The 12369-nt window shown below is 44.3% G+C and carries 11 protein-coding genes and 1 pseudogene; 9 read left to right on the top strand and 3 right to left on the bottom strand.

Annotated elements, in window-relative coordinates:
• Nucleotides 1–37: 37 nt before the first annotated feature.
• The 5 genes from gap (at nucleotide 38) to eno (ending at nucleotide 6186) form a co-directional block, all read left to right on the top strand.
• Complete coding sequence (gap, locus tag M0696_RS17095) at nucleotides 38–1045, top strand: type I glyceraldehyde-3-phosphate dehydrogenase (protein ID WP_003219957.1); 1008 nt, start codon at nucleotides 38–40, stop codon at nucleotides 1043–1045.
• Between the two features lie 315 nt (nucleotides 1046–1360).
• Nucleotides 1361–2545 (top strand): phosphoglycerate kinase, encoded by a 1185-nt coding sequence (locus M0696_RS17090; protein WP_166848325.1) that lies wholly within the window; start codon nucleotides 1361–1363, stop codon nucleotides 2543–2545.
• A 30-nt stretch (nucleotides 2546–2575) separates the two neighbouring features.
• Complete coding sequence (tpiA, locus tag M0696_RS17085; RefSeq protein ID WP_248602200.1) at nucleotides 2576–3337, top strand: triose-phosphate isomerase; 762 nt, start codon at nucleotides 2576–2578, stop codon at nucleotides 3335–3337.
• The gene (gpmI, locus tag M0696_RS17080) at nucleotides 3330–4865 is read left to right on the top strand and encodes a 2,3-bisphosphoglycerate-independent phosphoglycerate mutase (protein WP_222142045.1); all 1536 of its coding nucleotides are present in this window, start codon (nucleotides 3330–3332) and stop codon (nucleotides 4863–4865) included. Before tpiA ends, gpmI begins: the two co-directional genes overlap by 8 nt.
• Before the next feature lie 28 nt (nucleotides 4866–4893).
• Nucleotides 4894–6186, top strand: a complete 1293-nt coding sequence (gene eno / locus M0696_RS17075) for a phosphopyruvate hydratase (RefSeq protein WP_007409956.1) — start codon at nucleotides 4894–4896, stop codon at nucleotides 6184–6186.
• A gap of 41 nt (nucleotides 6187–6227) precedes the next feature.
• On the opposite strand, the gene M0696_RS17070 is transcribed toward eno, so the two are convergent.
• Nucleotides 6228–6695 carry a GNAT family N-acetyltransferase gene (locus M0696_RS17070; RefSeq protein ID WP_166848331.1) on the bottom strand — a complete coding sequence of 156 codons (468 nt, stop codon included), beginning with the start codon at nucleotides 6693–6695 and terminating at the stop codon, nucleotides 6228–6230.
• A gap of 126 nt (nucleotides 6696–6821) precedes the next feature.
• On the opposite strand from M0696_RS17070, the gene M0696_RS17065 reads away from it, so the two are divergent.
• Complete coding sequence (locus M0696_RS17065) at nucleotides 6822–8636, top strand: zinc ribbon domain-containing protein (RefSeq protein WP_222142044.1); 1815 nt, start codon at nucleotides 6822–6824, stop codon at nucleotides 8634–8636.
• A 37-nt stretch (nucleotides 8637–8673) separates the two neighbouring features.
• On the opposite strand, the gene M0696_RS17060 is transcribed toward M0696_RS17065, so the two are convergent.
• A complete protein-coding gene (locus M0696_RS17060; RefSeq protein ID WP_166848336.1) occupies nucleotides 8674–9372 on the bottom strand; it encodes a zinc ribbon domain-containing protein in 699 nt (232 codons plus the stop codon).
• Between the two features lie 221 nt (nucleotides 9373–9593).
• Here M0696_RS17060 and M0696_RS17055 point away from each other — a divergent pair.
• Nucleotides 9594–9704: pseudogene (locus M0696_RS17055) on the top strand (MarC family protein); the annotation flags it as partial.
• A gap of 17 nt (nucleotides 9705–9721) precedes the next feature.
• Here M0696_RS17055 and opcR read toward each other — a convergent pair.
• Nucleotides 9722–10279 carry an opuC operon transcriptional regulator OpcR gene (opcR, locus tag M0696_RS17050; RefSeq protein ID WP_166848339.1) on the bottom strand — a complete coding sequence of 186 codons (558 nt, stop codon included), beginning with the start codon at nucleotides 10277–10279 and terminating at the stop codon, nucleotides 9722–9724.
• Between the two features lie 263 nt (nucleotides 10280–10542).
• On the opposite strand from opcR, the gene opuCA reads away from it, so the two are divergent.
• The gene (gene opuCA / locus M0696_RS17045; RefSeq protein ID WP_248602199.1) at nucleotides 10543–11682 is read left to right on the top strand and encodes an osmoprotectant ABC transporter ATP-binding protein OpuCA; all 1140 of its coding nucleotides are present in this window, start codon (nucleotides 10543–10545) and stop codon (nucleotides 11680–11682) included.
• A 23-nt stretch (nucleotides 11683–11705) separates the two neighbouring features.
• Complete coding sequence (opuCB, locus tag M0696_RS17040; RefSeq protein ID WP_003219978.1) at nucleotides 11706–12359, top strand: glycine betaine/carnitine/choline/choline sulfate ABC transporter permease OpuCB; 654 nt, start codon at nucleotides 11706–11708, stop codon at nucleotides 12357–12359.
• Nucleotides 12360–12369: the final 10 nt, after the last annotated feature.

Here is a 12369-nt window from a genome sequence, read left to right as displayed (position 1 = left end):
ATAAATATCTCTCACTTATTTAAAGGAGGAAACAATCATGGCAGTAAAAGTCGGTATTAACGGTTTTGGTCGTATTGGACGTAACGTATTCCGCGCAGCATTAAACAATCCTGAAGTTGAGGTAGTAGCGGTTAACGATTTAACAGATGCTAACATGCTGGCTCACCTTTTACAATATGATTCTGTACACGGAAAATTAGACGCTGAGGTTTCAGTTGACGGTAACAACCTTGTTGTTAACGGCAAAACAATTGAAGTTTCTGCAGAACGCGATCCTGCTAAACTTAGCTGGGGCAAACAAGGCGTTGAAATCGTAGTTGAATCTACTGGTTTCTTCACAAAACGCGCAGACGCTGCGAAACACTTAGAAGCTGGCGCGAAAAAAGTAATCATCTCTGCTCCTGCTAACGAAGAAGATATCACTATCGTTATGGGTGTTAACGAAGATAAATACGATGCGGCTAACCACGATGTTATCTCTAACGCATCTTGCACAACAAACTGCCTTGCGCCGTTTGCAAAAGTACTTAACGACAAATTTGGCATCAAACGCGGTATGATGACAACTGTTCACTCTTACACAAATGATCAGCAAATCCTTGATCTTCCGCACAAAGACTACCGTCGTGCGCGTGCAGCAGCTGAAAACATCATCCCAACTTCAACTGGTGCTGCTAAAGCAGTTTCTCTAGTTCTTCCTGAACTAAAAGGCAAACTGAACGGTGGAGCAATGCGTGTTCCAACTCCAAACGTTTCTTTAGTTGACTTGGTTGCTGAACTGAACCAAGAAGTAACAGCTGAAGAAGTAAATGCAGCTCTTAAAGAAGCAGCTGAAGGCGATCTTAAAGGAATCCTTGGCTACAGCGAAGAGCCATTAGTTTCTGGCGACTACAACGGAAACAAAAACTCTTCTACAATCGATGCTCTTTCTACAATGGTAATGGAAGGCAGCATGGTAAAAGTAATCTCTTGGTACGATAACGAAAGCGGCTACTCTAACCGCGTTGTTGACCTTGCAGCTTACATCGCAAAAAAAGGTCTTTAATTTATAGCTGAAAAAAGGACCTGACTTGGTTCTTTTGAATAGAAGCGCTATAATGAAAGCGGACAAGGGAAGGGGACGGACTCCCTTTCCCTTTTTCCATGAAGACCGGCTTTCAGAAAACGTTCTGTGACAGAGAAACGACCGCGTTTTAGCAGTTTTGCCGGCGCTTTCGCCTAAGGCCGCTGCCCTGGCTTCAGACGAACTGCCCTGTGCCGAAATAGACTGTGATCTGCCCTAGCGGAGTTATCGCTTGACCAGACGGTTTCACGTTTTTCGTGCTGTATGCAAACCATTTTGAAGGAGGATCTCCTAGGCATGAATAAGAAAACTCTCAAAGACATCGACGTAAAAGGCAAAGTTGTATTCTGCCGCGTTGACTTTAACGTTCCAATGAAAGACGGGGAAGTAACAGACGATACACGTATCCGTGCTGCGCTTCCAACTATCAAACACCTTGCAGAACAAGGCGCGAAAGTCCTTCTTGCGAGCCACTTAGGCCGCCCGAAAGGCGAAGTGGTTGAGGAGCTTCGTTTAACTCCTGTCGCTGCACGTCTAGGCGAACTGCTTGGCAAAGAAGTGAAGAAAGCAGATGAAGCTTACGGCGATGCTGTAAAAGCACAAATTTCTGACATGAAGGACGGAGACGTTCTTGTATTGGAAAACGTACGTTTCTACCCTGGTGAAGAGAAAAATGATCCTGAACTTGCAAAAGCATTTGCTGAGCTTGCGGATGTATATGTAAATGACGCATTTGGTGCTGCCCACCGTGCTCACGCATCTACAGCTGGAATTGCCGAGCATCTGCCAGCAGTTGCAGGTTTCTTAATGGAAAAAGAGCTTGACGTACTCGGAAAAGCGGTTTCTAACCCTGATCGCCCGTTCACGGCAATCATCGGCGGAGCGAAAGTAAAAGACAAAATCGGTGTGATCGAAAGTCTTCTTGATAAAGTAGACAACCTGATCATCGGTGGAGGTCTTGCTTATACATTCGTAAAAGCGCTTGGCTATGAAGTCGGTAAATCTCTTCTTGAAGAAGATAAAATCGAGCTTGCGAAATCATTTATGGACCGCGCGAAAGAAAAAGGCGTTAACTTCTATATGCCTGAAGATGTTCTTGTTGCAGATGATTTCTCTAACGATGCAAACGTGAAAATTGTGCCGATCTCTGAAATCCCTAGTGATTTAGAAGCAATCGACATTGGTACGAAAACACGCGAAACTTATGCTGACGTCATCAAAAACAGCAAACTTGTCGTGTGGAACGGACCGATGGGCGTATTCGAAATCGACTTGTTCGCTCAAGGAACAAAAGCGGTTGCGGAAGCATTGGCAGAGGCGAAAGATACATACTCTGTCATCGGCGGAGGAGACTCTGCGGCAGCGGTTGAAAAATTCGGCCTTGCTGACAAAATGAGCCACATCTCAACAGGCGGCGGCGCATCCCTTGAGTTTATGGAAGGCAAAGAGCTTCCAGGGGTAGCTGCACTAAACGATAAATAATCTCAAAACTGCTATAAGGAAGTGGAACAGATGAGAAAACCAATTATCGCCGGTAACTGGAAAATGAACAAAACACTCGGTGAAGCTGTCAGCTTCGTTGAAGAAGTGAAATCTTCCATTCCAGCAGCAGACAAAGCGGAAGCTGTTGTTTGCGCGCCAGCACTTTTCTTAGAAAAGCTTACTTCTGCTGTTAAAGGCACTGACCTAAAAGTCGGCGCTCAAAACATGCACTTCGAAGAAAGCGGCGCGTTCACAGGCGAAATCAGCCCGGTTGCTCTGAAAGACCTTGGCGTTGACTACTGCGTCATCGGCCACTCTGAGCGCCGTGAAATGTTCGCTGAAACTGATGAAACAGTTAACAAAAAAGCACATGCTGCTTTCAAACACGGCATTGTGCCGATCATCTGTGTGGGTGAAACGCTTGAAGAGCGCGAAGCCGGCAAAACAAATGATCTTGTTGCTGACCAAGTGAAAAAAGGCCTTGCTGGTCTATCTGAAAAACAAGTTGCTGCTTCTGTTATTGCGTATGAGCCAATCTGGGCAATCGGAACAGGCAAATCTTCTACAGCGAAAGATGCGAATGACGTGTGTGCGCATATCCGTAAAACCGTCGCTGAAAGCTTCAGCCAAGAAGTTGCAGACAAGCTTCGCATCCAATATGGCGGAAGCGTAAAGCCTGCAAACATTAAAGAATATATGGCAGAGTCCGATATTGACGGTGCTTTGGTCGGCGGCGCGAGCCTTGAGCCACAGTCATTCGTTCAATTATTGGAGGAAGGTCAATATGAGTAAAAAACCAGCTGCACTCATCATTCTTGATGGGTTCGGATTACGTAACGAAACAGTAGGAAACGCAGTCGCTTTAGCGAAAAAACCGAATTTTGACCGCTACTGGAACCAGTATCCTCATCAAACATTGACAGCTTCAGGCGAGGCTGTAGGTCTTCCTGAGGGACAGATGGGGAACTCCGAAGTGGGTCACTTAAATATCGGTGCGGGACGTATTGTGTACCAAAGCTTAACACGCGTAAATGTTGCCATTCGTGAAGGAGAGTTCGAACGCAATCAAACATTCCTTGACGCGATTAACAACGCGAAAGAAAACAACAAAGCCCTGCACCTGTTCGGCCTTTTATCAGACGGCGGCGTGCACAGCCACATCAATCATTTGTTCGCTTTGTTAAAGCTTGCGAAAAATGAAGGGCTGACAAAGGTTTACATTCATGGTTTCCTTGACGGCCGTGATGTAGGTCCGCAAACAGCGAAAACATACATCAAGCAGCTGAACGAAAAAATCGAGGAAAGCGGTGTTGGAGAAATCGCCAGCGTTTCCGGACGCTACTACTCAATGGACCGCGACAAACGCTGGGACCGTGTAGAAAAAGCGTACCGCGCAATGGCGTACGGCGAAGGCCCAACATACCGCAGTGCAATGGATGTTGTTGATGATTCATATGCGAATGGAATCTATGATGAATTCGTGATTCCGTCTGTGATTACAAAGGAAAACGGTGAGCCTGTTGCGACAATCCAAGACGGCGATTCTGTGATTTTCTATAATTTCAGACCGGACCGCGCGATTCAGATTTCTAACACGTTCACAAACAAAGATTTCCGTGATTTCGACCGCGGTGAAAATCATCCGAAAAACCTGCATTTCGTCTGCCTGACTCACTTCAGTGAGACTGTTGACGGCTATGTAGCGTTTAAACCGATAAATCTCGATAACACAGTCGGAGAAGTATTATCTCAGCACGGATTAAAACAGCTTCGAATTGCAGAAACTGAAAAGTATCCGCACGTCACGTTCTTTATGAGCGGCGGCCGTGAAGCTGAATTCCCGGGTGAAGAGCGTATTCTCATCAACTCGCCGAAAGTTGCAACATATGACTTGAAGCCTGAAATGAGTGCGTATGAAGTGAAGGACGCGCTTGTCAAAGAAATTGAAGCTGACAAGCATGACGCGATCATACTGAACTTCGCAAACCCTGATATGGTCGGCCACTCCGGAATGGTTGAACCAACAATCAAAGCTATTGAAGCAGTGGACGAATGCTTAGGCGAAGTCGTTGACGCGATTCTCGCTAAAGGCGGACATGCTATCATTACCGCTGATCACGGTAATGCTGACATTCTGATTACAGAATCAGGCGAACCGCACACTGCGCATACGACAAACCCAGTCCCAGTGATTGTTACGAAAGAAGGCATCACGCTGCGTGAAGGCGGAATCCTAGGCGACCTTGCACCAACGTTATTAGACCTTCTCGGTGTTGAAAAACCGAAAGAAATGACAGGAACATCTTTAATTCAAAAATAATTTGAAATTAAAAGGAGAGACAAAACTTATGCCATACATTGTTGATGTTTATGCACGCGAAGTATTAGACTCCCGCGGCAACCCAACAGTTGAAGTTGAAGTATATACAGAAACAGGAGCTTTCGGACGCGCATTAGTGCCAAGCGGAGCTTCTACAGGTGAATACGAAGCAGTTGAACTTCGTGACGGCGACAAAGACCGTTACCTTGGAAAAGGCGTGTTAACAGCTGTTAACAACGTAAACGAAATCATTTCTCCAGAGCTTCTTGGCTTTGATGTAACTGAGCAAAATGCAATCGATCAGCTTTTAATCGAGCTTGACGGTACTGAAAACAAAGGCAAACTCGGTGCGAATGCAATCCTTGGCGTATCTATGGCTTGTGCGCGCGCAGCAGCTGATTTCTTACAGATTCCTCTTTACCAATACCTTGGAGGATTCAACTCAAAAACTCTTCCTGTACCGATGATGAACATCGTAAACGGCGGAGAGCATGCTGATAACAACGTGGATATTCAAGAATTCATGATCATGCCTGTAGGTGCTCCTAACTTCCGTGAAGCACTTCGCATGGGCGCTCAAATCTTCCACAGCCTGAAATCAGTTCTTTCTGCTAAAGGAATGAACACAGCTGTAGGTGATGAAGGCGGATTCGCTCCAAACCTTGGTTCTAACGAAGAAGCGCTTCAAACAATCGTTGAAGCAATCGAAAAAGCCGGCTTCAAACCTGGCGAAGAAGTGAAGCTTGCAATGGATGCTGCATCTTCTGAGTTCTACAACAAAGAAGACGGCAAATACCATCTGTCTGGCGAAGGCGTTGTGAAAACATCTGCTGAAATGGTTGACTGGTACGAAGAAATGGTTTCTAAATACCCAATCATCTCTATCGAAGACGGACTTGACGAAAACGACTGGGAAGGCCACAAGCTTCTTACTGAGCGTCTTGGCAAAAAAGTTCAGCTTGTCGGTGATGACCTCTTCGTTACAAACACGAAAAAACTTGCTGAAGGTATCAAAAACGGCGTAGGCAACTCTATCCTGATCAAAGTAAACCAAATCGGTACATTGACTGAAACATTCGATGCGATCGAAATGGCGAAACGCGCAGGCTACACTGCTGTTATCTCTCACCGTTCTGGTGAAACTGAAGACAGCACAATCGCTGACATTGCTGTGGCAACAAACGCAGGACAAATCAAAACAGGTGCTCCGTCTCGTACGGACCGTGTTGCGAAATACAACCAGCTTCTTCGCATCGAAGATCAGTTGGCTGAAACTGCTCAATACCACGGTATTAACTCTTTCTACAACTTGAATAAGTAATAACATGACCGCCGGGATTTTTCTCGGCGGTTTTTTACGCTTTACAGATCCAAATAAAGCCTCACCATATCGCGGCATTGAATCCCGTTTTCAAAAATATCCTCATCATAATGTCTGACAAAGAAATCGTGGTCGATCGCCTGCAGGCGGAATCCGCATTTTTGATAGAGAGAAAGCTGATGAATGCTGGAATTCCCCGTGCCGATTTCAATCGTGTTTGCCCCCAGCTCCTTTGCCTTTTCAATGGCGTCCTGTACAAGCTGTTTGCCAAAACCCTTCTTTTGAAGAGACTCTTTTACGGCAATATTTACAATTTCGACCGTTTGCGGCCTTGTTTTTAGCAAAACATAAACACCTGCAAGCTCATCATCTGCCCAGGCCGTGTAACATTCTCCTCTCTCAAGATATTCATCAACAATTTCTTTCGACGGATCGGCGAGCAGCAGCAGCTCGTACAGCGCATGATCATAGTTTTTCGCTTTTTGAATGGTGAGCTTTTGCACGTTCATACCACCTTTTCACATGTTAATAGAGATATTTTCGTGATTTCCTCCAATTTCATACCATTCTATTATAAAATATGTAACATAGGAAATCTGTACAAAATAGTGGATAACAAATAGGAGGAAAGTCACATGTTTTGTAAGGAATGTGGTCAAAAAAATAATGAAGGGGCCAAATTTTGTAAAGAATGCGGCACCCCGATCGGAGGGAGCAGCAGACAGGCAAATAAAGAAACAGCAAGCACTGCAGAAACGAGGCAGGCTCCGCGAAAACCAATCCCTAAGAAGACCATCGTTTTATGGAGCAGCATTGCCGCAGCGTGCGTCATATTATTCGCTGCATATAAAACCGGAGCGTATTTTACTTCAAAGGATAGGTTAGTCGACAAATTTGAAGAGGCTGTAAATGATGAGGATAAAGAGCAAATCGCATCTCTCCTTACGCCGGTAAATGACAAGCTTAAGCTTACTAAAAATAATGTAAAACCGTTTCTTACCTATTTAAAGGATCATCCTGACAAAAAAGATGAGCTTTTTGCATCGCTGCGTGCTGAAACAGCCCAAAAGGATATTGTATATGCGGAGAAAGACGGGAAAAGCTTGCTAGTTTTTGACCATTATGACTTAAAGATAGCACCTGTTTATTTTGAAGTGACCAGCAATTATAAAAATACCGATCTATATGTCAATACAGAGGATGCCGGATCTGTAAAGAAAGCAGATCAAGCACAAACCCTCGGACCTTACATTCCCGGCGAATATACCGTCTCAGCCAAACTGAAAAACGATGTAGTCGATCTTGTGAAAAAGGAAGACATACAGGCGGTTGGCGATAACAGCTTTCGTGTTGATCTTTCATTGGAAGCAGACGATGTGACATTCAGGTTAGCGGATGACATCAAGAGCGGGAAGGGAGACTTGCTGATTAACGGCAAATCGATTCATAAAGACCCGTTCAAACCCGTAACATACGGTCCGCTTCTGACAGACGGATCCATGACGGCTTCGGTCGAAGCAGAGTTTCCATGGGGGAAAACAAAAACAGCGGGCGTTCCGATCGATCAAAAAGAAATGGAGTTAACGTTAATTCCTGATCAAGATACTCAGGAAACGGTTATGAACACGATTGTCAAAACAACAAAACAGTACTCCAAAGCGCTATCAGATGGGAATACAGCCCAGATGACAGAGGCTGGTGCCAAATGGAAAGCAGAGACGAAGGATACCGTCGATTCTATGAAAAACACGGATTCATACTTAAAGGATAAATACCTAGAAACTGATTTTGATCTGGATACATTCGCGCTCTCTCAGAAAAACGACGGGACGTGGCAGGTATCGGTAACAGGGAAAGAACTTCACCAGTCTTCATCATATAACGACTATTCAAAATCCGAAATGACTGATGACAGCCCGAGTTACGAATATATTCTTTCATATGATAAAAAACAGAAAAAGTGGATTTTCGAAGATGCAGAATCAACATTCGAATCTTCCGGTTCAAATATAAAGAAAATCAAAAATGATAAACCGGAGACGTACACATCCGCCTGGGAAGGCTCGAAAAATAAAGACAGTAAAAGCTCTGCAAGCGGGGATGTGACAGATGAACAAGTGACATTATTTATGGGCAGTTATCTGCAAAGTCAGGCAGATGCCGTGAATCAAAATAACTTCTCGCTGATGGAAGACAGTCTTGAAAAAGGCAGTTCTCTTTATTCCGACCAGCAGCATCTCGTTGCGAAGTTAAATAAAGAGGGGACAACAGAAGACTTTAATAACTATGAAGTGAAAAGCTGGAGCCAAAATGGATCAGCTATCACGATTAAGACATATGAAGAATTCTATATCACAAAATCAGGCGGCAGTCCAAAGCTTAGAACATATAACTGGACCTATACCGGTACAGTGAAAAACGGAAGAATTTACTTAACGTCTATTCAATAAAAACAGCCCCATCACTAGCAGGTGATGGGGCTGTTTTTTAAAAGAGCATATAACGGAAAATCTCTTTAATATAGTGTTCGATGATTAACTGAAATGTAACGCAGGTGATCAGATAAATGATAATCGTTGGGTAAATGATATCAACCTTTCCTTTATATGAATGCTGGTAACTGCTCAGCATCGCAGGAGGAATGGCAAAGAATGCACCGATTAAACCAACGGCTAACACGGTGAAGCAAATGTCTGTATGTAATAAAAAGAATAAAAGGGCAAGAATCAAAATAGCCGTAAACGGAATGAGAAACGCACCAAATCTGGAAAATGAATCTTTGAAAGACACTTGGTTTCCCGCGATTTTCAGGGCGAAAAAGATGCATGCATGCAGGCCAAATAGAAATAACATAAAATAAATCGTTGGCTCTAAAAAGACTGCTGTAAAGCTTACGCTTCCGGGACCGTCTGAAAAAAGAATATAAAACATCAAAGGGGTCAGCAAACTGAACAGAACCAACGTGATGATTGCGCTGATCAGCTGTTCTCCTCCTGTTGTTTTACATTCCTGATAAGGGCGTTTCAGGACGGCCAAGACAAATGAACCGAACTGCTTTGCTGCTTGTTTTGCAGCGGCTCCGGTTTGCGCTGCCTGCTGTTGGCTTGATTGACCAGGAAGCGGCGATCCGCATTTCTCACAAAACTTTCCGCCATCTGTTTGATGGCCGCATTGAGGACAATACATAAAATAACTCCTTTACCTGTAATATAGGGAAAATAGACTACTAGTTTTATTATAAAAGAAAAAAGTTGTAAAGTAACCAATATTCATACAAAAATGCCACACAAAAAAGACACGGGTCTAATAGCAACTGTGTCTTTTTTTCTACTAGTTATTGATATATTTCTCAAATACTTCTCCAATTCATAGATTGTTTCGGCGATGCGGAGCAGCGCTTTACCTTTAAAACCGAGATGAACGTCATTACCAGACTGATGGGATTAATCTTGGCGGTCGTTGCGGTCGGTATGATCGGTGCCGGGCTGAAAGGCATGTTTCCGATCTTAACTTTATAATGCATAAAGCAGTTTTCTTACTTCAGGGAGCTGCTTTCTTTTGTTTTCGGAACGTATTGAAAGACTTCCTCACTCTCAAAGAATTCAATTAATCTGCTCAGCCAGTCATAGTAATGGAGCCATTCTCTTAATTCATTCAGCAGCTGATTAACTTTCTCTTCCGCTTCGGGGGTGAGCCCGTCCCTTTGTAAAAGATCAGTCAGCTCCCGGTTTAATTTTTTATACAGCACTTTGTTTTTGCTCACGACCTTTGTCCAGTTCGCCGTAAATAAAGAAATGAAGGTTTGATAATAATCCTGCTCGACGTCATAAAGGTCTTTTCGTACGCCTTTTTCAAACACCTTTTCGGCAATATTGGCATCGATCATTTCACGGACAACCTGGCTCATCCGCGTTTTGCTCATGCCCGTTGCCTCTGAGAGCTCGCTTAATGTCATCGGTTTTCGATTCATATAAATAATTCCAAGCACACGCCCGACAGTTGAAGGCATTCCAAACGTATGCATATTTTCGGCAATCTTCTCAATGAGATGCTCTTCAGCATGTTCAATGATGTCGAGAGCAGTTTTTTCCACAGCTGATCATCCCTTCAAATGGCAATTGATGGTGTCAATATATCATATTTCTGCCAGTTGTTGAAAATAGCTGAATGCAGAGGAATAGGGAGGTATCCGGCGTAATTGTAAGAACACCCTTTCCGTCTCGGTCATAACAATAAATAATCTGTAAATAACATATAATTTCAACACATTGTAAACTTTTTATTTTATAAAGTTCAAACTATAATAAAGATTATACTTTTCAGAAAATTTAAGGGAAACCTGCGGAGGTGCACGGATTGCTGAAATTGGAGCAAGTGTCAAAAGTATATAAAGGCGGAAAAAAAGCTGTGAACAGCATTGATTTAGATATTGCCAAGGGCGAATTTATCTGTTTTATCGGCCCGAGCGGCTGCGGAAAAACGACGACAATGAAGATGATTAACAGACTGATAGAACCATCGTCGGGAAGGATCTTTATCGACGGAGAAAATATTATGGAACAGGACCCGGTTGAGCTGAGAAGAAAAATCGGCTATGTGATTCAGCAGATTGGTTTGTTCCCCCACATGACCATTCAGCAGAATATTTCACTCGTACCGAAACTGCTGAAATGGCCTGAAGAAAAACGGAAAGAACGGGCGAGAGAGCTGTTAAAGCTCGTGGATATGGGCCCGGAATATTTAGACCGTTATCCCCATGAGCTCAGCGGAGGACAGCAGCAAAGAATCGGCGTGCTGCGCGCATTGGCTGCGGAACCCCCTCTCATCTTAATGGATGAACCGTTCGGAGCGCTTGATCCGATTACGCGTGATTCCCTTCAGGAAGAATTCAAAAAACTGCAGAGAACCTTAAACAAAACGATTGTATTTGTAACCCATGATATGGATGAAGCAATTAAGCTCGCTGACCGGATTGTGATTTTAAAAGCGGGAGAAATCGTTCAAGTCGGTACACCTGATGAGATTCTCCGGAACCCGGCAAATGAATTTGTTGAGGAATTTATCGGAAAAGAGCGCCTGATCCAGTCAAGACCAGATATCGAGCGGGTTGAGCAAATGATGAACAGAACACCTGTAACGGTATCAGCGGACAAAACGCTTTCCCAGGCGATTCAGCTGATGAGAGAAAAACGTGTCGACTCGCTGCTCGTTGTGGACCGGCAAAATGTGCTGAAGGGCTATGTTGATGTGGAAATGATTGATCAAAACCGCAAAAAAGCGAGCGTCGTTGGCGATGTATACAGCTCTGATATATATACCGTGCAAAAAGGGGCGCTTCTTCGCGATACGGTCCGGAAAATCTTGAAGCAGGGAATCAAGTATGTTCCGGTGGTGGATGAACAGAACCATTTAGCAGGAATTGTGACAAGAGCGAGCCTTGTTGATATCGTATACGATTCCATATGGGGTGAGGAAGACCAGCTTATGACGATCTGACCAGGGGAGGAGCTCTTTTAAAGATGAATCAAATGATGACTTTTTTGCAAACGAACGGCGGAGAGCTGCTGTATAAAACAGGAGAGCATTTATATATTTCACTCATTGCCGTTGTATTGGGCATTATCGTAGCAGTGCCGCTCGGCGTCGCTCTCACTAGAATGAAAAAAGGCGCAGGCGCAATTATAGGTGTTGTCAACATAGTGCAAACCCTGCCGAGTCTGGCGATTTTAGCCTTTTTTATTCCGCTTCTCGGCGTAGGGAAAGTGCCTGCGATTGTCGCTTTATTTTTCTATTCGGTGCTGCCGATCCTGCGTAATACGTATACCGGCATCAAAGGTGTAAACAAAAATCTGCTGGAATCGGGCAAAGGGATTGGCATGACCGGCTGGGAGCAGATTCGGCTCGTCGAAATCCCGCTGGCGATTCCGATCATCATGGCGGGAATCCGGACATCAACGATTTATTTAATCGGCTGGGCGACACTTGCGTCGTTTATCGGCGGCGGCGGTCTCGGTGATTACATTTTTATCGGCCTGAACCTGTATCAGCCTGAATATATCATTGGCGGTGCCGTGCCGGTTACGATCCTGGCGATTATCATTGATTATGTGCTGGCTGTGACAGAACGAAAGGTGACGCCGAAAGGGTTGCAAGGGATGAAGGAAGTTTCGTAAGGAGTTGGCT

Source organism: Bacillus rugosus (assembly GCF_023238245.1).
GTDB lineage: Bacteria > Bacillota > Bacilli > Bacillales > Bacillaceae > Bacillus > Bacillus rugosus.
This window is presented reverse-complemented; position numbering and strand designations above follow the sequence as displayed.